Below are 21,921 nucleotides of genomic sequence, written 5' to 3'. Positions count from 1 at the left end.
TTCGGGCCGACCCGGCGGAGCCGGGGACCGCGCCGGTGGGAGCGGCGCCCCAGCCGGTCACTTGCGCGGCAGCAACGCCCGGTCGGCGATGATGTTCTTCTGCACCTCGGTCGCGCCAGCGCCGATCGACGTGTACCGCTGGAAGCTGTACAAGCGCGTCCACGTGCCGCCGTCCACCGCGTCGGGGCCGCCGCGGGCCAGCAGCCCGTTCGGGCCCAGCAGGTCGACGGCGAGCTCGGCCAGGGTCTGGGCGAGGTGGCTCCACTGCAGCTTCGCCAGCGGAACCTCGGGCCAGTTCTTCTGACCCTTGATGATCTTCGTGAGCGCCCGGTAGTTCAGGAGCTTCGTGAACTCGATGTCGGTGTGGGCGCGGGCGATCCGCTCGCGGATCTCGGGGTCGGCGAGGGCCTCGGGGTTCACGGCTCGCGCCGCCGAGATCATCGCCCGCAGGTCGGCGGCCATGGTGATGGCGAGACCGGCGGTCCCGACCCGTTCCCGTCCGAGTGTGCCCATGGCGACCTGCCAGCCCGCGCCCTCGTCGCCGAGCCGGCAGTCAGCCGGGATCCGCACCTCCGTGAACCACACCTCGTTGAACATCTCGTCGCCGACGATGTCGCGGATCGGGCGGCACTCGATGCCCGGCGTCTCCATGTCGACGATGAACGCGGTGATCCCCTCGTGCTTGGCGCCGCGCTCGATCGCCTGCGGGTCGGTGCGAAACAGGAACAGGCCCCACTTGGCGAGGTGCGCGGTCGAGATCCAGATCTTCTGACCGTTCACGACGTACTCGTCGCCGTCGCGCACGGCCGTGGTGCGCAGGTTCGCGAGGTCCGAGCCGGCCTGCGGCTCGCTGAACCCCTGGCACCAGTGAACGTCGGCGCTCAGGATGCCGGGGAGCCACCGCTGGCGCTGGTCGTCGGTGCCCCACTGGATGATCATCGGGCCGATCTGCCAGATGCCGTTGGCGTTGTAGATGCCGGGGGCCCGGACCCGGGCCATCTCCTCGGAGTAGATGACGTTCTGCACCGGGGTCGCCTCGCGGCCGCCCCAGTCCCGCGGCCAGTTGATCGCCGCCCACCGCCCCTCGTTCAGCCGCCGCTGCCAGTCCTTGCGTCGCTCCTGGGTGCGGGCGACCCCGCCCCCGGTCCGGCCGCCGCCGGGGTCCTCGTCGCCGCCCCAGTCGGCCAGGAACTTCGGCAGCTGGACGTCGAGCCAGGCCCGCAGCTCGTCGCGGAACGCCTCGTCCTCGGGGGTGTGGGAGAAGTCCACGGCTACCTCACCGGTCTGTGCGCCGCGGCGCGGGGGGCGGGGCCGTCACCGACGCGCCCACGCCTTGGCCTGCTGGTCGAGCGTGGCGGCGGCGGCGTCGAGGTCCTGCCGGGCGGCCTCGGCGTTCGACAGCCGGTACGTGAATGCGACCGCGTCGTGGTACCGCCGGGCCGCGGCGATGGCCTCGTCGCCCGCGGTCGCGGCCTGGTCCGCGATGAGCCTCGCCGATCCCGACACGCCCGCCGCGAGCTGACGGAGCCGGTTCACGTCGAGCGTCATGCCGTCGATGATCACGCGGGTCTTCACGTCGAACGCGTGCAGCTCGGTGAACCGCTGCACGTCCTGCGCCGCGGCCGGCAACGACCTCGCCGTCGTCGCGACCCGCTCCGCGGTGTGCACGAAGTCGTGCGACGTCGCGGTCGTGCCGGAGCTCCGGTTCGTGACGAGGTAGCCGGCGGCTCCGACCGTCGCCAGGGCGAGGAGGAGGATCAGCAGGAGCCGTCCCCGGTGGCGTCGCCGCGGGGCGCGGGGCGCGGGGCGCGGGCGCCGCGGCGACGGCGGGAGGGCCCGGGCTTGCGGTCGCGGCGGGCTTGGCGGGCTCGGCCGGCCGTTCATCGGCGTCGGCGCGACCACGTCGCTCACCCTAGAGGCGCGACCGCCGGAGGGGGTGGCAACCCGAACCGGCCCCGCGACACGTGCCAACGAATCCCGCACCTCGTGAATGGCAGCACGATAGCGGCGCGCGCGCTGCGGAGACTAACGTCCGGGTCCGGTCGTGCCGGAGCCGTGGGCGGCCGCATCCGAGGCGCGGCGACGGCGCCCGCCGCGGCGATTGGGACGAGTCCGGTGGACTTCACCTTCAGCGACGAGCAGGAGGCGCTGCGGGACGCAGTGCGGTCGTTCCTCGGTCACGACGCGCCGTCGTCGTACGTCCGGGCGATGGCCGAGGACTCGCGGGGCTTCACCGACGAGCTCTGGGGGAAGATCGCCGACCTGGGCTGGCCCGGCCTCCTCGTCCCCGAGGCCCACGGCGGCCTCGGCCTCGGGCTCGTCGACATGACCGTCGTCATGGAGGAGATGGGCCGGCTGCCGCTCCCGGGGCCGTTCTTCTCGTCGGCGGTGCTCGCCACGCTCGCGGCCCGACGCCTGGGTGCGGACGACCTCCTCCGGGGCCTGGGGTCGGGCGCGCTGCGCGGCACGGTCGCGCTCGAGGAGCAGGGTCACGACGGTCCCGTCGAGCGGGTCCGGACCCGGGCCCGCCGGCGCGGCGGCACCTGGGTGCTGACCGGTCGGAAGCCGCTCGTGCTCGACGGGCACACCGCCGACTGGGTGATCGTCGTGGCTCGCACCGAGGAGGGGCTCGGCTCGTTCCTCGTGCAGTCACCGGACGCCGAGCCGGTCCCGACCCTCGACCCGACCCGCAAGGCCGGTCGGCTCGTCCTCGAGGAGCAGCCGGCCGAGCGCGTCGGGGCTCCCGGCGATCACACGGCGACGTGGCGCCGGGTCGTCGACGACGCCGGGGTGATGCTCGCCGCCGAGCTCGTCGGCGCCTCCGAGGCCGCGCTCGACCTCGGCGTCGAGTACGCGAAGGTGCGGGTGCAGTTCGACCGGCCGATCGCGTCGTTCCAGGCCATCCGGCACAAGGCGGTCGACATGCTCCACCGCCTCGAGCTGGCTCGGGTCGGCACCCACTACGCCGCGTGGACGTCGGACGTCGACCATCCCGATCGCCAGCCGGCGGCGGCGATGGCGAAGGGGTACGCGGCCGAGGCGGCCGTGTTCGTCACCGGTGAGGACATCCAGATCCACGGCGGAGTCGGCTTCACGTGGGACTGCGACGCGCACTGGTACTACAAGCGCGCGAAGCAGAACGACGCCATGCTCGGCTACCAGGGCTGGCAGCGCCGCCGCCTCGCCGACCTCGTGCTCGAGCCGGCCTAGGGCGGGTGCCCGACCGCCGCCGGTCGCTGGCCGACGCCGTCGCCGAGCACGTCCGCGCCGGCGACGCCCTCCACGTCGTCGTCGGCCACACCCGTTGGACGGCCGCGGCGCGCGAGGTCGTCCGCCAGTGGTGGGGTCGCGATCCCGGCTTCACGCTCCACATGCTCAGCCTGTCGAGCCTGGGTGCCTTGTTCTTCCGCGGCGGCTTGGTGCGCCGCGTCGTCACCGGCTACTCCGGTGACACCTTCCCGAACTTCACGCCGAACCCGCATTTCGCCGACGCGTACGAGCGGGGCGCCGTCGACGTGGAGCACTGGTCGTTCCTGACCTTCGCGCAACGCCTCGAGGCCGCCGCCGGCGGGCTCCCTGCGGTGGCCACCCGCTCCCTCGCCGGCTCCTCGATGGCTTCCAACGACGCGTACGCGAGGGTCGACACCCCGTTCGGCGAGGTCGGGCTCGTCGCCCCGCTCGTCCCCGACGTGGCCCTGCTCCACGCCCCGGTCGCCGACCGTGACGGCAACGTGGCGATCCACCCGCCGCTGCTGGAGGGGGTCTTCGGCGCGCTGGCGGCGCGGCGCGGCGCCATCGTCACCGTGGAGCGGGTTGTCGACGACCTCCGGCCGTGGGCGCACCTGGTGCGGGTGCCGGCCCACCGGGTGCTCGCCGTGTGCGAGGCCGAGCTCGGCGCGCACCCCGGCGGCTGCTTCGCCGCCGGCCTCCCGGTCCCGGGCTACGGCGAGGACTACGACTTCTGGGTCGAGGCCCGGGCCGCGACGCGCCGCGAGGACTACGACGCGTGGATCCGTCACTGGGTCCTCGACGTCGACGACCAGCCTGCCTACCTCGAGCGGCTCGGTGTCGACCGCGTCGCCGCGCTCCGGGAGCGGGCCGCGCCCGATTCGTGGCGCGCCGACGCGGCCGCGCACGCCCCCGACCTCGACGCGCCTCCGAACCGCTGGGAGCTCGCGGCGGCGTGGGGCGCTCGGCACCTGGCGGCGCGCGTGCTCGCCCTCGACGCCGACGCCGTGCTCGCCGGCGCCGGGGTCGCCAACCTGTCGGCCTGGCTCGGCGTGGCGCAGGCGCGGGCGGCCGGCAGCGCGGTGCAGCTGACGGCCGAGATCGGGCTCTGGGGCTACGACCCGGCGCCGGCCGACCCCTTCGTGCTGAACCACCGCAACTTCTGGCGCTCGACGATGCTCGGCGACGCCTCGATCGTGCTCGGCACCCTCGTGGGCGGGCCGGGCACCACGACGGTGGCCTGCCTGGGCGGCGCCGAGGTGGACCGGCACGGCAACATCAACTCGACCCGGCTCGGCGACGGTCGCTTCCTCGTCGGCTCCGGCGGCGGGAACGACGTGGCGTCGGTCTGCGCCGAGGCGGTCGTGGTCGCCCTCCTCAGCCCGGCGCGGACGCCGCCCGAGTGCCCCTACGTGACATCGCCGGGCCGGGCGGTCCAGGCCCTCGTCACCGACCTCGGGACGCTCGAGCGCCGCGACGACGAGCTCGTCCTGACGGCCGTGCCGGCGGGGCCGGGCTCGCGCGCCGAGCGGGTCGCGGCCGCGCGCGCCGCGTGCGGCTGGGACCTCGAGGTGGCCGCCACCGTCGCCGAGCTGGACCCGCCGACCCGAGCGGAGCTCGACGCCCTGCGGTCGTGGGACCCGCGCGGCTGGTTCCTGCGCAGCCGGTAGGCGCGACGCCGCGCCCGCTCCGCCCGCGCCGGACGCGCGGCTCGGCACGGGCCGACGCGCGCGTCGGGCGGACTCGTAGGCTGCGCAGCGGTCAGCGGACGCGAGGGGTCGGGCGTGTGAGCCGAGTGGTGCTCGAGGGGGTGACGAAGCGCTTCGACGACGTCGTCGCGGTGCAGGACCTGACCCTCGAGGCTCGCGACCAGGAGTTCCTCGTCCTCCTCGGGCCCTCCGGCTGCGGCAAGTCGACGGCCTTGCGCGTCATCGCGGGGCTCGAGCAGCCCGACGCGGGGACGGTGCGGATCGGGGACCGCGTGGTGAACGACGTCGAGGCGAAGGACCGCGACGTGGCCATGGTCTTCCAGTCGTACGCCCTCTACCCGCACATGACCGTCGGCCGCAACATCGAGTTCCCGTTGCGAGCCCGGCACGTCCCGAAGGACCAGCGCGACGTGCTCGTCGCCGAGGCGGCACGAATCGTCGGCCTCGCCGACCTGCTCGCCCGCAAGCCGGGGCAGCTGAGCGGCGGGCAGCGCCAGCGGGTGGCACTGGCGCGGGCGATCGTGCGGCGGCCGCAGGCCTTCCTCATGGACGAGCCGCTCTCGAACCTCGACGCCAAGCTCCGGGTCCAGACCCGGGCCGAGCTGATCGACCTCCACCGCCGCTTCCAGGCCACCGTCGTCTACGTCACCCACGACCAGGTGGAGGCCATGACGATGGGTGACCGGATCGCGGTCCTCGACCACGGGGTGCTCCAGCAGCTCGACCGGCCCCAGCAGGTCTACGACCGGCCGGCGAACCTCTTCGTGGCCGGGTTCATCGGCACGCCACCGATGAACACCGTGCGGGGGCTCGTGACCGGCGACGAGGCCGCGGTGGCCTTCGAGGCGCCCGGCGTGCACGTCGTCCTCCCCGACGCGCTCGCGGTCGCCCGGCGCGGAGACGCCGTGCTCGGCGTCCGACCCGAGGCCCTGCGCGTCGACCCCGCGGGGTCGTTCACGGCCAAGGTGACGCTCGTCGAGTCCCTCGGCTACGAGCGCCACCTCGTGGCCCGCCTCGACGACGGCCAGCTCCTCATCACCCGCCAGCCGGCGCGGGGCGCGGCCCCGCGCGAGGGCGAGGTCGTCACGCTCGGGGCCGACCCCGACGCGCTGCACCTCTTCGACCCCGTCACCGAGCAGCGCGTCGGCGCATGAGCGCGGCGACCGCGCCCGCGACGCCGGTCGGCTCCCAGCGCCGGCGCCGACGACGCGAGGCCGGGCTCGCCTACCTGCTGCTCTTCCCGGCCCTCGCGATCTTCTCGATGTTCGTCTTCTTCCCCTTCGCCAAGAACTTCCAGCTCGCGCTGTACCGGAACCCGCCCTTCCCCGGCCTGCCGAGCCACTACGTGGGGTTCAAACAGGTCACCGACATCCTGACCTCGTCGGCGTTCCGACACAGCCTCTGGACGACGGTCCTGTTCGCCCTCCTGACCGTTCCCGCCGGCATCCTCGCCGGGCTGGCGCTGGCCGTGCTCGCCCACCAGCGGCTGCGGGGCATCGCCGTCTACCGGACGATCTTCTCCTCGACGGTGGCGACGTCGGTGGCGGTGGCCTCGGTGATCTTCGGGACCCTCCTGAACCCCCAGGTCGGGCTGCTGCCCTGGCTCGGCCTCAACCCGACGCCGCCGTTCCTCGAGAGCCCGACCTGGGCCCTCCCCGCGGTCGCGCTCACGACGGTCTGGCAGACGCTCGGGCTCAGCTTCATCCTCATGTCGGCCGGGCTCCAAGCCGTCCCGGACGACCTGCTCGAGGCGGCCGAGGTCGACGGCGCCGGGCCGTGGACCCGGTTCTGGCGCGTCACGGTGCCGCTGCTGTCGCCCACCATCTTCTTCGCCGTGGTCGTGGGGTCGATCTTCGCCTTCCAGAGCTTCGGGCAGATCGACCTGCTCACCCAGGGCGGACCGCAGGACAAGACGAACGTCCTCACGTACTTCATCGTCACCGAGCTCCGCCAGCACCAGAACCCCGGCTCGGCCGCGGTCCTCTCGATCGCCCTGTTCCTGATCACCCTCGTGCTCACGCTGCTCCAGCTGCGGTTCCTCGAGCGCCGGGTCCACTACGCCCGATGACCGCCGACACCACCCGCATGCCGCCGACCGACGTCGCCGCGCCGCCGGTCGCGACCGGCCCGCCCGGGCCGCGGCGCCGGCTCCGCGTCGCGGGGCGCTACCTGCTGCTGACGATCCTGGCCGTCGTCGTGCTCTTCCCGATCTACATCACGATCGTGAACTCGCTGCTGCGGCCGGATCGGATCGCGGCTCGCCCGCCCTCCCTCTTCCCGACCCATCCGCTCTGGAGCTCGTACCGGGCGGCGTGGGACCAGGGCCACTTCGGCCACTACCTGTTCAACAGCGCCGTCGTGAGCGCGCTCATCGTCACCGGCCAGGTCCTCACGTCGATCCTGGCCGCCTACGCCTTCGCGTTCCTTCACTTCCCGCTCAAGCGCACCCTGTTCGTCGTCGTGCTGGCGTCGCTGATGGTGCCGTTCGAGGTGACCGTGGTGCAGAACCTCACCACCGCCGTGGACCTGCACCTCTACAACACCTACGTCGGCCTGGCGGCGCCGTTCCTGGCCTGGGGGCTCGGCGTGTTCCTGCTGCGCCAGGCCTTCCTCGGCCTGCCCCGGGACCTCGACGACGCCGCCAAGCTCGACGGGTACGGGCACTGGCGGTTCCTGTGGCGGGTGGCGGTGCCGCTGGCCCGACCGGCGATCGCCGCGCTCACCGTGTTCTCGTTCCTCACCGCCTGGAACCAGTACCTCTGGCCGCTGCTGGTCACGAAGGACGAGCACCTCCGCACGGTCCAGATCGGCCTCCGTCAGCTGCGGGCGACCAGCATCCAGAACGTGAACATCACGTTCGCGGGGGTCGTGATCGCGTTCCTGCCCCTCGTGGTCCTCCTGCTCGTGTTCCAGAGGCAGCTGGTCCGGGGGCTCACCGCCGGGGCGGTGAAGGGCTGACAGGATGACGGCGCGCTGACCCGACCGACCGAGGAGCCCTGATGCGACGACGGACCCGATCCGCGGCCACGGTCATCGTCGCGGCCGCCCTGGCGGTCGGCGCGCTCTCGGCCGGGTCGGCGACCGCGTCCACGGCGGCGGCCGCGAAGCTGCCCCCGTGCCCGCTCGGCGCGCTGGCGAAGGCCAAGAAGCCGGTCCAGATCACGCTCTGGCACGGCCTGACCCAGGCCAACGAGCAGGCGCTGCAGCAGCTCACGAGCCAGTTCAACGCCGCCCACCCGGACATCCACGTGACGCTCGTCAACCAGACCACCTACGAGGAGGACCAGAACAAGTTCGTGGCCGGGCTCTCCACCGGCGACCTCCCCGACCTGGTCCAGATCCAGGACACCGGCCTCCAGCAGATGATCGACACCCGCGCCATCCTCCCGGCGGCGTCGTGCGTGAAGGCCGACGGCTACTCGGGCCAGCTCGGCGACTTCCTGGACCGCGTGCTGCAGTACTGGACGGTGAAGGGCGTGCTGTACCCGATGCCCTTCGACGTCTCGAACCCCGTCTTCCTCTACAACAAGAAGGCGTTCACGAAGGCGGGGCTGGACCCGAACTCGCCGCCCCAGACCCTCGACCAGGTCATGGCCGACGCCGAGAAGCTGAAGGCCTCGGGCGCGGTGACGAAGGCGGGGTACGGCCTGAAGACCGATCCCTGGTTCCTCGAGCAGTGGATGGCGAAGGCGGGCGACCCGTACGTGAACAGCGGGAACGGCCGCCAGGGCCGGGCGACGAAGGCGCTGTTCAAGAACGCCGCCGGCCTGCAGGTGTTCACGTGGATGTCCCAGATGGTGAGCCGGGGCCTGGCCGTGCCGAACATCGACCAGGGGACCAGCGTCTTCGACAACCTGCTCGGGATCGGCAACGGGAACCAGGCGATGACCGTCGACACCTCGGCCACGCTCGGGACGATCACGCAGGTGCTGAACAGCGGCCAGTACCCGAACGTCGAGCTCGGGGTGGGCCCGATGCCGGGACCGGTCGGGAAGGGCGGGGTGCTCGTCGGCGGGGCGGCGCTGTTCATCTCGGCCCGGTCGGCCCCCGAGAAGCAGGCCGCGGCGTGGCAGTACCTGAAGTTCCTCGCCTCGCCGGAGACCCAGGCGACGTTCGGGGCCGCGAGCGGCTACGTCCCGATCCGGAAGTCGTCGGTGACCCTGCCGGCGATCCAGCAGCTGTGGGCCCGGATCCCGGGCTACAAGGTGGCCTACGACCAGCTGGTCGGCGGCGTCAACAACGTCGCCACCGCCGGCGCCGTCATCGGCGACTACCTCGGGGTGCGGAACGCGGTGCGCAACGCGGAAGAGGCGATGTTCTCGAGCGGCGCCAAGCCGAGCGGGGCTCTGTCGCAGGCGCTCCAGAACGCCAACTCGGCCATCGCCGCGTACAACGCCCGGGTCGGCGGCTAGCGGGTCAGGATCGTCACCGAGGCGTTCGCCCCTCGGCCGACGGTGTGCGCGAGCGCGACGCGGGCCCCCTCGACCTGCCGCGGCCCGGCGCAGCCGCGCAGCTGCCGCGTCAGCTCGACGACCTGGCCGAGCGCCGAGGCGCCGAGCGGCTCGCCCTTCGAGAGCAGGCCGCCGCTCGGGTTCACCGGCAGCCGCCCGCCGAGGGCGGTCGCCCCGGCGTCGACGAGGCCGCCTTGCTCTCCGCGCCCGCAGAGGCCGAGCTCCTCGTAGGAGAGCAGCTCGCGGGCGGCGTCGGTGTCCTGGCATTCGACCACGTCGAGGTCGGCCGGCGACGCGCCGGCGGCCTCGTACGCGTCGCGGGCGGCCAGGGTGGTCGGCGGCGGGATGGCGGCGTCGTCGACGCCGCTCAGCGGCGTGGCCTCCCCGAGGACCGACCCGGGCCGGTGCGACCGCAGTGCCACCGCGGCCAGCCGGACCCCGCTCGCGGCGCCGTCGCCGCGGCGGAGGACGACCGCCGCCGCGCCCTCGTTCGGCGAGCAGAGCATGAAGAGATGGAGCGGCTCGCACACGACCCGGGAGCCGAGCACCTCCTCGACGGTGGTCTCGGCGCGGAACATGGCGTCGGGGTTGTGCACGCCGTGACGCCGGTTCTTCACCACCACTCGGGCCAGCTGGTCCTTCGTCACCCCGGCCTCGCGCTGGAGCCGCTGGGCCCGCAGCGCGAAGTAGGCCGGGGTGGCGGCGAGGCCCGCGGCCTCCCGCCACGGCTCGAAGAACGACGAGCGGATGATGCCCTTCGGCATCTTCTCGATCCCGTAGACCAGCACGGTGTCGTACTGGCCGGCACGGATGCCGCCGGCGGCGAGCAGGAGCGCGGCGGCGCCGCTCGCGCACCCGGCCTCGACGTCGACGATCGGCATCCCGGTCCGGCCGATCGCGCTCAGGACCTTGTGCCCGGCGGCCACGCCGGCGTACGCGGTGCCGCAGAAGGCGGCGTCGAAGCGCGGGTCGCCGGCCTCGCCGAGGGCGGCCCGCACCGCCGCCACCCCGAGGTCGGTGACGGTGCGGTCCGGGAAGCGCCCGAACGGGTGGATCCCGACCCCGGCGATCCGGACGTCGTCGGTCATGCCGGCGCGAACGTGTACGTGACGACGGTGTCGCCGTCCTCGTTCTCGGCGAGGGCCGCCAGCCCGGCGCGCATCGGCATCCCGAAGCGCACGTCGGCGGCCCCGACGGTCTCGAGGCGCGTGATGACCCGCACGCCCTCAGGCAGCTCCACCACCCCGAAGCCGAAGGGGACGGGGCCGTCGTAGCCCGGGGGCGCGGTGGTCACCGTGGTCCAGCCCCAGAGGGCGCCGGTCGGGGAGAGGCGCACCGCCTCGACGTCGTCCGAGGCGCAGTAGGGGCAGACCTCGGCCCGCGGGAACGTGGTGGCTCCGCACGCCCGGCAGCGCGTGCCGAGCAGCGTCACCGTCCCGCCCCCGTCCTCCTCGAAGAGCCCGGCGCGGACCGGGACCCGACGGCCGGTCACACCACGCCCCCCGCTTCGAGGGCGTCGAGCTCGGCGTCGGAGAGCCCGAGGACGTCGCGCAGGACCGGCCGGGTGTGCTCGCCGAGCCGCGGCGCGCCCGCGGGCGTCGCCAGCGCCTCGCCGACCCGGCGCGGGAACGGTGCCTGCTGGCGCACGGGGCCGACGACGGGGTCGTCGACGGTCACGAGGTCGCCGCGGGCCTGCAGGTGCGGGTCGGCGAAGAGGTCGGCGGCGGTGTAGGCGGTCGCCACCGGGACGTCGCAGGCGACGCACCGGGCCTCGACGGTCGCGGCGTCGAGGCCGGCGGTCCAGGCCGCCACCAGGTCGTTGATCTCGTCGCCGTGCGCGGCGCGGTCGGCGAGCCGCGCGTACCGGGGGTCGTCGACGAGCTCGGGCCGGTCCATCGCCTTGCAGAGGCGGGCGAAGTTGGCGTCCGAGCCGGCCACGATGCACACGTACTTGCCGTCGGCGGTGGGGTAGTTGTCCAGCGGCGCCGAGTTGGCCAGGCGGTTGCCCTCCCGGTTCCGGACGACGCCGAGCGCGTCGTAGGCGGCGACCGTCCACTCCAGCACGCGGAGCGCGGCGCCGTACAGCGCGGCGTCGATCACGGCTCCCTGGCCGTCGCGGCGTGTGTCGCGCGCGTACAGCGCCGCGGTGGCGGCGTGGGCGGCGAACACGCCGGTCAGGTAGTCGGAGATCGTGACCCCGACGCGGACCGGCGGGCGGTCCGGGTAGCCGGTCAGGTGGAGGAGGCCGCCGTAGCCGATCCCGACGCGGTCGAGGCCGGGTCGTCGCGAGTACGGCCCGTCCTGTCCGAAGCTGCTGATCCGGACGACGACGAGGCGGGGGTCGAGCTGGCTCGGCGCGAGGTTCCACGCCTCGAGCGTCCCGGGCCGGAAGTTCTCGACCACCACGTCGGCGGTGGCCGCGAGCCGTCGGAACACGTCCTGGCCCCGCTCGTCCCGCAGGTCGATCGTCACGCTCTTGCGGCCGCGGCCCTCGACGGCCCAGAAGAGCGAGTAGTCCGGCTCGTCGCTCCCGGGGCGGGGCGCGAAGGGCCCGATCTCGCGCAGGAAGTCACCGCGTCGCGGCTGCTCGACCTTGATCACCTCCGCCCCCTGCTCGCCGAGCAGCCCGGCGCAGAACGGCGCCGCGATCCGGGTGCCGAGGTCGAGGACGCGCCGGCCCTCGAGCGGCGCGGTCACCGACCCGCCTGCTCCCGCTTCACGGCGTCCATGCCGCCGGCCTTGCGCGCCTCGCCGGCGGCCAGGGCGGTGGCGGTGTTGCTCACGAGCTGGTGGATCACGAAGTGGTAGCGCCACGAATCGCGTTGCCCGCTGAGGTCGAGCATCCGGTTGATCGACTCCTTGATCGCCTGGGCGGTGACGGGCGGCACCAGCGCGACCTGGTCCGCCATCGCCCGAGCCGCGGCCGCGAGCTCCCCGGCGGGGACGACGCGGTTCACGAGTCCGAGCCGGGCCGCCTCGGTGGCGTCGATCGTCTCCGCGCAGAGCAGGAACTCCTTGGCCTTGCGGGGCCCGAGCTCCCACGGCTCGACGAGCAGCTCGACGCCGACGCCGGTCATGCGGGCGACCGGGTTCGAGAACCGGGCGTCGTCGGCGGCGACGATCAGGTCGCACATGCAGGCGAGCATGAGCCCGGCGGCGGCGCAAGCGCCGTGAACGGCGGCGATCGTCGGCTTGCGGAAGTCGCGCAGCCGGACGCACCGGTCGAAGTACATGACCTGCTCGTGCCGCCACTTTCCCTCGGGCGTGTCGCGCCGCCGGGCCCACTCGTCGCTGCCGGTCAGCAGCTCCTTGAGGTCGTGGCCGGCGGAGAAGTGCTTGCCCGCGCCGGCCAGCACCACGACCCGGACCTCGTCGTCGCGGTCGGCGACGTCGAGGGCGGCGTCGAGCTCGTCGAGCATGCGGCTGTTCTGCGCGTTGGCGACCTCGGGCCGGTCCAACGTGATCGTCGCGACGGGCCCGTCGACGGCGTAGCGGATGGTGTCGAAGTCCACGACGCCATCATGCCAGCGTCGAGCGAGGCGGCGGCGCTGGCGTGCCCCGGGGCGCGCCCGCGCCGTTCAGGTCGCTGGGCGCGGCGGCTCGCGCGGGAGGCCGAGCACGCGCTCGCCGATGATGTTGCGCTGGATCTCGTTCGTGCCGGCCCAGATCGACGCCGCCTGGTAGTAGAGCCACGACCGCTGCCAGGTGCCGTCCCCCGGGTTGTCGGCGGCGCCGTGCCACAGCGGGGCGGCGGCGCCGAGCACGGCCATCACCGTGTCGTGGAGGCGCTTGCTCATCTCGCTCCAGGCCAGCTTCATGGCGCTGCCCTCGGGACCGGGGTCGCGGCCCCGCGCCGTGCGCGAGAGGCTCCGCCAGTTCGCGAGCTGGAACAGGCGGACCTCGACCGCGGCCTGGGCCAGCCGGGGTCGGAGCCGGTCGTCGTCCCAGGCGCCGTCGGCGAGACCGAGGCGGAGGAGCTCCTCGACGAGCTGGAGGTGGATGACGAGCTGCCGCGGGTTGATGCCGCGCTCGTGGGACAGCGTCGAGTTCGCGACCCTCCACCCCTCGTTCAGCGGGCCGACGAGCCGGTCCTCGGGCACGAACACCTCGGTGAAGAACACCTCGTTGAACTCGGTCTCGTCGGTGATCTGGCGCAGGGGGCGGACCTCCACGCCGTCGGCGCGCATGTCGACTGCGAAGGCGCTGATGCCGCGCTGCTTCGGTGCCTCGGGGTCGGTGCGGGCCAGGCACAGCCCCCAGTCGGCGAACTGCGCGTAGCTGGTCCAGACCTTCTGGCCCTCGAGCAGCCACCCGCCCTCGGTCGGGACGGCCCGGGTCGACAGGGAGGCCAGGTCGCTGCCGGCGCCGGGCTCGCTGAACAGCTGGCACCACAGCTCCTCGGCGGGCAGGATCCGGCCCAGCCAGCGGCCCCGCTGCTCCGGCGTGCCATGGGCAAGGAGGGTCGGCCCCACGAGGTTGATGCCGATCCGCCCCACCAGCTCCGGTGCCCGCGCCCGCGCCAGCTCCTCGGTGACGATGAAGTGCTCGATGGGGCCGGCGCCACGCCCGCCGTACTCCTCGGGCCAGGCGACGCCGACCCATCGCCCGGCGGCGAGCTGGGCCTGCCAGGACCGCAGGAAGGCCACCTCGTCGGCGAGGTCGTCGAAGCGCGGGGGGAGCCCCCGCCCGTACTCCCAGGGCAGGTGCTCGCGAAGCCAGGCGCGAAACTCGGCTCGGAGACGCTGCTCGTCGCCCGTCGGGGCGAGGTTCACCGCCGCTGGTCGATCGGCACGTAGTCCCGCTCGACCGGCCCGACGTAGATCTGGCGGGGTCGGCCGATCTTGGTCTTCGGGCTCTCCATCATCTCCTTCCAGTGCGCGATCCAGCCCGGGAGGCGGCCCAGCGCGAACAGGACGGGGAACATGTTGGTCGGGAAGCCCATCGCCCGGTAGATGAGGCCCGAGTAAAAGTCGACGTTCGGGTAGAGCTTGCGGTCGATGAAGTAGCTGTCGGAGATGGCGACGTCCTCGAGGCGCAGCGCCAGGTCGAGCAGCTCGTCCATCCGCCCGAGCTCTTCGATCACGCGGTGCGCCTGCTCCTTGATGATGCGGGCGCGAGGGTCGTAGTTGCGGTAGACGCGGTGGCCGAACCCGGAGAGACGGAACGGGTCGTCGGGGTCCTTGGCTCGAGCGACGTAGGCGTCGATGTCGTTGCCCTCGGCGCGGATGTGCTCGAGCATCTCGATCACCGCCTGGTTGGCGCCGCCGTGGAGCGGCCCCCACAAGGCGTTGATCCCGGCCGCGACCGACGCGAAGAGGTTGGCCTCGCTCGACCCCACGAGGCGCACGGTCGACGTGGAGCAGTTCTGCTCGTGGTCAGCGTGGAGGATCAGGAGGATCTTCAGCGCGTGCACGACCGTCGGGCTGACCTGGTACGACTCCGACGGCACCGCGAACATCATGGTGAGGAAGTTCTCGATGAGGTCGAGCTCGTTGTTCGGGTAGAGGAACGGCTGCCCGATCGACTTCTTGTACGAGTAGGCCGCGATCGTCGGCAGCTTCGCGATCAGCCGCACGATCGCCAGCTGCACCTGGGCCGGGTCGTGCGGGTCCGAGCTGTCCGGGTAGAAGGTCGACAGGGCGCTGACCACCGACGAGAGGGCGCCCATCGGGTGGGCGTCCCGCGGGAAGCCGTCGAAGAACTGCTTGGCGTCCTCGTGCAGCAGCGTGTGCTTGCGGATCGCCCGGCTGAAGCCGTCCCGCTGCTCGCGGGTGGGCAGCTCCCCGTAGATCAACAGGTAGGCGGTCTCGAGGAAGGAGGGCGAGTGCCCGGACACCAGCTGCTCGATCGGGATGCCGCGGTAGCGGAGAATCCCGGCCTCGCCGTCGATGTAGGTGATCGCCGATTCGCAGGACCCGGTGTTCACGAACCCGTAGTCGAGGGTGACGAGGCCGGTCTGGGCCCGGAGATGGGAGATGTCGACGCCCAGCTCGTCCTCGGTGCCGCGGACGACCGGGAGCTCGGTCTCGGTGTCGCCGTGACGGAGGTACGCGGGCTTCTCGTCGTTCACGGCGACACTCCTGCTCGTAGTTACGCTCAGCGTAGCGGCGCGCTGCCACGACGGCGGACCAGACGTCGTCGCTCGTCGCCATCGCGTTCGCCCCCCGCTGCGCCCGCCGGCCGGTCTCCGGGCGTCCGATGCTCGAGGCGGCCGCCGAGCGGCGACCGCGGCGGAGCACGCGGCCAGGGGGGACGGGAACCGGGGGTGACCCTGGGAACGGGGCCGGTGCACCCGGGACGAGCGGCCCGTCGGGTACGGCTCGCTCTGCCCCCGTGCGACACAATGACGGGCGCTGGGCGTGGAGTGGACGGGGGACCATGGCGAGAGATCGCGGGACAACTGCTGACGCGTCGGTGCGCGCCCACAGCCTGCAGCTCTTCGCCGTCAGCTTCGCGGCGCTGCTGCTGGAGATCAGCTACACGCGCATCATCTCGTTCAAGCTCTTCTACTACTACACCTACCTCGTCATCGGGCTCGCGCTCCTCGGCATCGGGTCCGGCGGTGTCGCCGTCGCGGTCTCGCGGCGCATCCAACGAGCGGCCACGGACACCGTCTTGCTGTGGAGCTTCCTGATCGGTGCGACGAGCGTGCTGGTCGGCTACGTGATCGTGGCCCGAGTCTCGACGGACACGCTCAACATCTGGGACTACGGATCCGGCGCGCAGGTCTCGGCGCTGGCTCGCCTCCTCCTGGTGTGCCTCGCCATCTTCGCCTCGTTCTTGGCGGTCGGCGTGATCGTGGCGATCCTCTTCGCCCGCCGTGCGGATCGGATCGGCCGCCTCTACTTCGCCGACCTGCTCGGAGCCGGTCTCGGCGCCGCCCTGGTCGTGGCGCTGATCTCCTCGATCGGCCCTCCCGGGACGATCATGCTCGCCGGCCTCGTGCTGGCGGTCACCGGCCTCGCCATCGCGGCGCGCGGTGCCCGTCGTGGCCTGGCCGCCGGCGCCGTCATCGCCGCCCTGCTCGCCGTGTTCGTCGCCCGCCCGTCGCTGCTGCCGGAGCAGCGGGACGACGCCACGAAGGCCCAGCTCACGTCGGCGAACACCAGCTACTCGTCCTGGAGTCCGATCTTCCGGGTGGACGTCGGGAACTACGTGAACGAGCGGATCCTCTTCCACGACGGGCTCCAGGGGTCCGGCATCTTCCGGTACAACGGGGACCCGGCCACGCTGAGCCGCTACGACACCGATCCCCGCCGCTTCCCTTACGCCGTGACGGGCGCAGCGCCGCGGCGCGTGCTCATCATCGGGGCGGCCGGCGGGAACGAGGTCCTGACCTCCCTGTACTACCGGGCGAGGCACGTCGACGCGGTGGAGCTGAACCCGGTGACCTGGGACCTCGTCACCCACAAGTACGCCGCCTACGACGGGCACCTGGCCCAGAACCCCCGGGTGAACTACGTCAAGGGTGACGGGCGCACCTACCTGGCCCGGAGCGACGCGAAGTACAACCTCGTGTGGTACCCGGCCCCGGACAGCTACGCGGCGAACGCCGCCGCCGTCGGTGCCTACGTGCTCTCGGAGAGCTACCTGTACACGAGCAACGCGATTGTCGACAGCCTCCGACACCTCAGCGGCCACGGTCTGCTCGCGGTCCAGTTCGGCGAGTTCGACAAGCTCAACCGGACCCTGCGCTACGTGGCCACGGCTCGCCACGCCCTGGGGGAGCTCGGCGTCCGCGACCCGACGCGGCACATCGTCGTCGCCACGTCTCCGGACATCAACGGCTTCTCGCTCAGCACCATCCTCGTCAAGCGCGACGCCTTCACCGCCGCCGAGCTCGGCGGCCTCGAGGCGGCCCTCCCGAGGGTCCGGGGCGCGTCGCTGCGGTACGCGCCGGGACTGCCCGCCGACGCCAACGTGGTGAGCCGCCTCATCACGACCCCCGGCAGCCGGCTGGACGCCTTCTACAGCTCCTACCCCTTCGACATCCGACCGATCAGCGACAACCGTCCCTTCTTCTGGCACTTCACGTCCTTCCCCGACGTGCTGCGGGGGTTCCTGAAGCCCATCGACAAGCGGGACTTCGAGCAGGCCGTCGGTGAGCGCGTGCTCGTGCTGCTCCTGGGGATCGCCACCCTCCTCGCCGCCGTCTTCCTGCTGCTCCCGTTCCTCGCCATTCGCAGGACGTGGTCGGAGCTGCCCCGCAAGCGACGGTCCGCGGCCTACTTCTCGCTGCTCGGGCTCGGCTTCATCTTCTTCGAGGTGACGCTGATCCAGCGCCTCGTGCTGTTCCTCGGGTACCCGACCTACTCGCTGACCGTCACCCTCATGTCGATCCTCGTGTTCACGGGGATCGGCGCCTACCTGAGCGAACGGGTCAAGGACCGAGCGCGCCGCGTGCTGCCGGTGCTCGCCGGCGCCATCACGGCCCTGACCCTCTTCTACCTGGTCGGCTTGACGCCGCTCACCGACGCCACGCAGGTCTGGCCGCTCACGGCCCGCATCCTGCTGGCGCTCGCCGTGCTCGCCCCGCTCGGGCTCTGCCTGGGCATGTTCATGCCGCTCGGCATCGGGGCCGTCGCCCGCCTGACCGAGGCGTCCCGCGTGTACGTGGCCTGGGGCTGGGCCGTCAACGGGTTCGCCTCGGTGATCGGCGCGGTGCTGGCGACGATCCTGGCCATGACGTTCGGCTTCGGCGTGGTGCTGGTCCTGGCCCTCGTGGCGTACCTGGCGGCGATGGTGGCCCTGGTCGGCCTCCTGCGCGTCGACGCCGCACCGGAGCGGCCCGGCGCCCCGACCGCGGCGCGCGCCCACGCCGACGTCGGCGTGCGCAGCGGCACCGTCCCGGCCTGACCCGTCGCCGAAGCGCGCGGATAGCCTGCGGCGCTTGGATTTCGCCCTCGACGACGACCAGGAGGCCCTGCGCGAGAGCGCCCGCGACCTCCTGGATGACCTGGCGTCGAGCCCGCGGGTCCGCGCCGTCGTCGACGCCGGGGGCGGATGGGACGCCGAGCTCTGGCGGGCGATGCTCGACCAGGGGTGGGTCGGCGTGGCCGTCCCGGAGCGCCTCGGCGGGCTCGGCCTGGGCCCGGTCGAGGTCGCCGTCCTGGCGGAGGAGATCGGCCGGCACGCGGCGCCGGCCCCGTTCGCGTCGACCGTGCTGGCGATCGGGACGCTGGCCGCCGCCGGGCAGGACGACCGGGTCGCCGCCCTGCTCGAGGGGGACGTGGCCACGGTGGCGTGGAGCCGCGGCCCCGACGCGGTGCGGGCCGACCCGGCCGGGCGAGGGTGGCGGCTGCGCGGGCGGGCCGATCCGGTCCTGTACGCGCCCTCGGCGCGTCTGGCGGTCGTCGTCGGCGCGGCCGCCGACGGCCCCGCGGTGTTCGTGGTGGAGCTCGACGACGAGCACCGGGTGCCGGCCGAGGCGGCGATGGACCGCACCCGAGAGCTGGGATGGCTGCGCTTCGACGAGACGCCGGCGACGCGCCTGGACGACGTCACCGTCGCCGCCGTCCTCGACCACGGGGCGACGTACGCCGCCGCCGAGATGCTCGGCGGCGCCGACCGCGTGCTGTCGATGGCGGTCGAGTACGCGAAGGAGCGCGTGCAGTTCGGTCGGCCGATCGGGAGCTTTCAAGCGGTGAAGCACCGGTGCGCCGACATGCTCGTCGACGTCGAGGGCATGCGGTCGAGCGTCTACTGGGCCGCCTGGTGCCTCGGCGCGGACGACCGCGAGCGCTCGGTGGCGGCGTCGACCGCGAAGGTCTGGTGCTCGGACGCGTCGAAGCGGGTCATGGCGTCCGGCCTCCAGATCCACGGCGGCATCGGGTTCACGTGGGAGCACGACCTGCACCTGTTCTTGAAGCGGGCGCAGCTCGACAAGGTGAGCTTCGGGGACGCCAGCTTCCACCGGGAGCGGCTGGCCTCGCTGCTGCGCCCGCGCGTCGAGGCGGGCGAGAGCATCCTCTGATCTCAGGCCGACGAGCGCTCGGCGGCCGCCCGCCGGCGGAGCGCGGCGCGGTCCGGCTTGCCGGCCGACAGGAGCGGCAGCTCGTCGACCCGCACGACGCGCTCCGGGGTCTTGTACCGCGCCACCCCTCGGTGCTCGAACCAGGCCCGACACGCCTCGAGGTCGAACGGCCGCCGGGCCACCACGAACGCGCACACCCGTTCCCCGAGCGTCGAGTCGGGGGCGCCGACGGCGACGGCCTCGGCGATGTCGGGGTGAGCCTCGAGGACCGCCTCGACCTCGGCCGCGGGGATGTTCTCGCCGCCCCGGATGATCGTGTCCTTGATGCGGCCGACGATCGTCAGCCACCCGTCGGCGTCGAGGATGGCGAGGTCGCCGGTGCGGAACCAGCCCCGGTGCACGGCCTCGGCGGTCTGGGCCGGGTCGGTGTACCCGACGAACAGCTCGGGGCCGCGGAGCCACAGCTCGCCGGTGCCGCCGGGCGGGCGCGGCCGTCCGCTCTCGGGGTCGCTCACCCGCAGCCGTGCCGCGCCGACGGCGCGACCGTCGGTGTCTCGAGCCCGGGTGGGCGGGTCGCCAGCGGTGCTGGTCGTGACCGTCGGCGCCTCGGTCGACCCGTACGACCGCTTCACGAGGGCGCGGAGGCGCTCGCTCGCCTCGACGACGAACGCCGGTGTCACCCCGGCGCCGCCACTCGACACCAGGCGCAGGCTGTCGACGCGACCGGGCGCGAAGCCGGCCGCGCCGATCAGCGCCACGAAGAACGTGGGCGGGCCGACCATGAACGTGATGCGGTCGGCCTCGATGGTCGTCAGCGCCCGCTCGGGGTCCCACCGGGCCATGAGGTGCGCGGCCATCGGCACCACCCCGGGCACGAGCACGGCGTTGAGGAGCCCCGACACGTGGGCGAGCGGCGCCGGCATCAGCACCGAGTCGTCGCTCCGGAGCCCGTGGGTCGCGGCCATGACGCGGGCCTTGTACGCGAGCCCCCGTTGCGTGTGGAGGGCCGCCTTCGGGCTCCCGCTGGAGCCCGCGGTGAACAGCACCACCGCCACGTCGGCCGGACGCGCCGCCGACCGGGTGACGGGCGCCGCCGCCTCGAGCAGGGCGCGGAGGCGGGCCGACGCGCCGTGCACCTCCTCGCGCGGCAAGAACAGGCGCGGCTCGAGGACGGCGAGCATCCCCTCGACGTCGCCCGTCCCCGCCTGGTGGTGGATCGGCCCCGCGACCGCGCCGAGACGCCAGCAGGCGCGGTAGAGGAGCGCGACCTCGTGGCCGTTCGGGGCCTGCCAGGCCACGACGTCGCCGCGCCGGACGCCCGCGGCGCGCAGGCCGCCGGCGAGCGCCGCCGTCGCGGCCTCCACCGCCGGTCCGTCGAGCGAGGCGCCGGTGTCGTCGACGAGCAGCGGCCCGCGGGCGGACCCGGCGGCCCGGCGCAGGAGCGCGTCGAGGGTCGGGGCGTCCCACGGGCCGCCGGGCGCGGCGTACGCCCGCGCCTCGGGGTGGCGGTACGTGGGCCTCAGCCGAGCGGGCCGCGCCACGACGCGCCGACGGGCGTGGCGCCGCGGACGATCTGCGAGCCGATGAAGTTTCGCTGGATCTCGACCGTGCCGGCGCCGATGCACAGTCCCCGGATGTCCCGGTACGCGCGCTCGACCGGGTATTCGCGGCTGTAGCCGTACCCGCCGAGCAGCTGAATCGCCTCGTCGCACACGAACTTCGCGGCCAGGTTCGCCGCGCACTTCGCCATCGCGGTCTCGAGCGCGGGCGGGGTCCCGTGCGGGCCCGCGAGGCGCAGGGCGCGCTGGAGCAGCAGCCGGGCCCCCTCGAGCTGGGTGGCCATGTCCGCCACCTTCCACTGCAGTCCCTGCAGCTCGCCGATCGGCCGCCCACCCACGACCCGCTCGTTCATGTAGCGGACGGCGTACTCGAGGGCGCCCTGCGCGGCTCCGACGCACATCGCCGCGTTCCCGCACCGCTCGTGGTTGATGTGGGCGATCAGCGTCTTGAACGAATCGCTCGTGGCCGGGTCACCGGCGAGGAGCACGTCTTCCGGTCCGACGTACACGTCGTCGAAGGCCAGCTCGGCCTCGCTCGTGCCGCGCAGCCCCATCTTCACGTGGGTGCCGGTGACGCTCACCCCGTCCGCCTCGAGGTCGACGACGACCGCCCCGATGCCCTTGGCCCCCTCGCCGCCGGGGAACCGGCACCACACGAGGCAGCAGCGGGCCTTGTGGCCCCCCGTGACGTAGTTCTTGTAGGCGTTCAGGCGGTAGCCGTCGCCGTCCGGGGTGAGCCGGGCCCGCATGTGGGTGACCGCCGACCCGGCCTCCGATTCGCTGATCCCGATGCAGAACAGGCCCTCGCCGCTCGCCGCCATCGGCAGCCACCGGCCCTTCATGGCGTCGCTGCCGAGGTGCTGGATGGCGCGGGGCGGGCCGTTGAAGATGAGCTGGGCGAGGATGGCGCTCGACACGTCGACGCGGGCCAGCTCCTCGAGGACGATCGCCGCCTCGATGTCGCCCATCCCCATCCCGCCGTAGGCCTCGTCGACGGTGAT

18 protein-coding genes are annotated in these 21,921 nt (G+C 73.3%); 8 read left to right on the top strand and 10 right to left on the bottom strand.

All coding sequences use genetic code 11. From position 1 onward, the window contains the following. Window positions 1–57: 57 nt before the first annotated feature. On the bottom strand, window positions 58–1,269 hold the full coding sequence (locus VG869_02745; protein HEV3450098.1) for an acyl-CoA dehydrogenase family protein: 1,212 nt from the start codon (window positions 1,267–1,269) through the stop codon (window positions 58–60). A 45-nt stretch (window positions 1,270–1,314) separates the two neighbouring features. Next, window positions 1,315–1,902, bottom strand: a complete 588-nt coding sequence (locus VG869_02740) for a hypothetical protein (protein ID HEV3450097.1) — start codon at window positions 1,900–1,902, stop codon at window positions 1,315–1,317. Window positions 1,903–2,115: 213 nt separating this feature from the next. On the opposite strand from VG869_02740, the gene VG869_02735 reads away from it, so the two are divergent. The 6 genes from VG869_02735 (at window position 2,116) to VG869_02710 (ending at window position 9,349) form a co-directional block, all read left to right on the top strand. Beyond that, on the top strand, window positions 2,116–3,210 hold the full coding sequence (locus VG869_02735) for an acyl-CoA dehydrogenase family protein (protein HEV3450096.1): 1,095 nt from the start codon (window positions 2,116–2,118) through the stop codon (window positions 3,208–3,210). Between the two features lie 5 nt (window positions 3,211–3,215). Next, window positions 3,216–4,898: a CoA-transferase gene (locus tag VG869_02730; protein HEV3450095.1), complete on the top strand. Its 1,683-nt coding sequence runs from the start codon at window positions 3,216–3,218 to the stop codon at window positions 4,896–4,898. A 116-nt stretch (window positions 4,899–5,014) separates the two neighbouring features. Next, on the top strand, window positions 5,015–6,091 hold the full coding sequence (locus tag VG869_02725; GenBank protein ID HEV3450094.1) for an ABC transporter ATP-binding protein: 1,077 nt from the start codon (window positions 5,015–5,017) through the stop codon (window positions 6,089–6,091). After that, window positions 6,088–7,005: a sugar ABC transporter permease gene (locus tag VG869_02720; GenBank protein ID HEV3450093.1), complete on the top strand. Its 918-nt coding sequence runs from the start codon at window positions 6,088–6,090 to the stop codon at window positions 7,003–7,005. The genes VG869_02725 and VG869_02720 overlap by 4 nt, the downstream gene beginning before the upstream one ends. Next, window positions 7,002–7,895, top strand: coding sequence for a carbohydrate ABC transporter permease (locus VG869_02715; GenBank protein ID HEV3450092.1), 894 nt, complete (start codon window positions 7,002–7,004; stop codon window positions 7,893–7,895). The genes VG869_02720 and VG869_02715 overlap by 4 nt, the downstream gene beginning before the upstream one ends. A 41-nt stretch (window positions 7,896–7,936) precedes the next feature. After that, entirely contained in the window at window positions 7,937–9,349 is a 1,413-nt protein-coding gene (locus tag VG869_02710; protein HEV3450091.1) for an ABC transporter substrate-binding protein, read from the top strand. Here the strand turns inward: VG869_02710 and VG869_02705 are convergent. The 6 genes from VG869_02705 to VG869_02680 form a co-directional block, all read right to left on the bottom strand. Continuing rightward, on the bottom strand, window positions 9,346–10,476 hold the full coding sequence (locus VG869_02705; protein ID HEV3450090.1) for a thiolase family protein: 1,131 nt from the start codon (window positions 10,474–10,476) through the stop codon (window positions 9,346–9,348). The genes VG869_02710 and VG869_02705 overlap by 4 nt on opposite strands. After that, window positions 10,473–10,880, bottom strand: coding sequence for an OB-fold domain-containing protein (locus VG869_02700; protein ID HEV3450089.1), 408 nt, complete (start codon window positions 10,878–10,880; stop codon window positions 10,473–10,475). Before VG869_02700 ends, VG869_02705 begins: the two co-directional genes overlap by 4 nt. Then, complete coding sequence (locus VG869_02695) at window positions 10,877–12,085, bottom strand: CaiB/BaiF CoA-transferase family protein (GenBank protein ID HEV3450088.1); 1,209 nt, start codon at window positions 12,083–12,085, stop codon at window positions 10,877–10,879. The genes VG869_02700 and VG869_02695 overlap by 4 nt, the downstream gene beginning before the upstream one ends. Then, on the bottom strand, window positions 12,082–12,900 hold the full coding sequence (locus VG869_02690) for an enoyl-CoA hydratase (protein HEV3450087.1): 819 nt from the start codon (window positions 12,898–12,900) through the stop codon (window positions 12,082–12,084). Before VG869_02690 ends, VG869_02695 begins: the two co-directional genes overlap by 4 nt. 66 nt (window positions 12,901–12,966) lie before the next feature. Beyond that, entirely contained in the window at window positions 12,967–14,160 is a 1,194-nt protein-coding gene (locus VG869_02685) for an acyl-CoA dehydrogenase family protein (protein ID HEV3450086.1), read from the bottom strand. Then, on the bottom strand, window positions 14,157–15,458 hold the full coding sequence (locus VG869_02680) for a citrate synthase (protein ID HEV3450085.1): 1,302 nt from the start codon (window positions 15,456–15,458) through the stop codon (window positions 14,157–14,159). The genes VG869_02685 and VG869_02680 overlap by 4 nt, the downstream gene beginning before the upstream one ends. Before the next feature lie 308 nt (window positions 15,459–15,766). On the opposite strand from VG869_02680, the gene VG869_02675 reads away from it, so the two are divergent. Further along, window positions 15,767–18,244 carry a hypothetical protein gene (locus VG869_02675; protein HEV3450084.1) on the top strand — a complete coding sequence of 826 codons (2,478 nt, stop codon included), beginning with the start codon at window positions 15,767–15,769 and terminating at the stop codon, window positions 18,242–18,244. Window positions 18,245–18,278: 34 nt separating this feature from the next. Continuing rightward, a complete protein-coding gene (locus VG869_02670) occupies window positions 18,279–19,361 on the top strand; it encodes an acyl-CoA dehydrogenase family protein (GenBank protein HEV3450083.1) in 1,083 nt (360 codons plus the stop codon). Between the two features lie 2 nt (window positions 19,362–19,363). Here VG869_02670 and VG869_02665 read toward each other — a convergent pair whose 3' ends face one another. Beyond that, window positions 19,364–20,902: an AMP-binding protein gene (locus VG869_02665; protein HEV3450082.1), complete on the bottom strand. Its 1,539-nt coding sequence runs from the start codon at window positions 20,900–20,902 to the stop codon at window positions 19,364–19,366. Continuing rightward, window positions 20,881–21,921, bottom strand: a 1,041-nt coding sequence (locus VG869_02660) for an acyl-CoA dehydrogenase (GenBank protein HEV3450081.1), incomplete at its 5' end; no start/stop codon positions are given. The genes VG869_02665 and VG869_02660, both read right to left, overlap by 22 nt.

Source organism: Acidimicrobiia bacterium (assembly GCA_035948415.1).
Lineage (GTDB): Bacteria > Actinomycetota > Acidimicrobiia > IMCC26256 > PALSA-555 > PALSA-555.
Note: the sequence above shows the minus strand (reverse complement) of the source record. Positions and strands in the feature narration are given on the sequence as shown.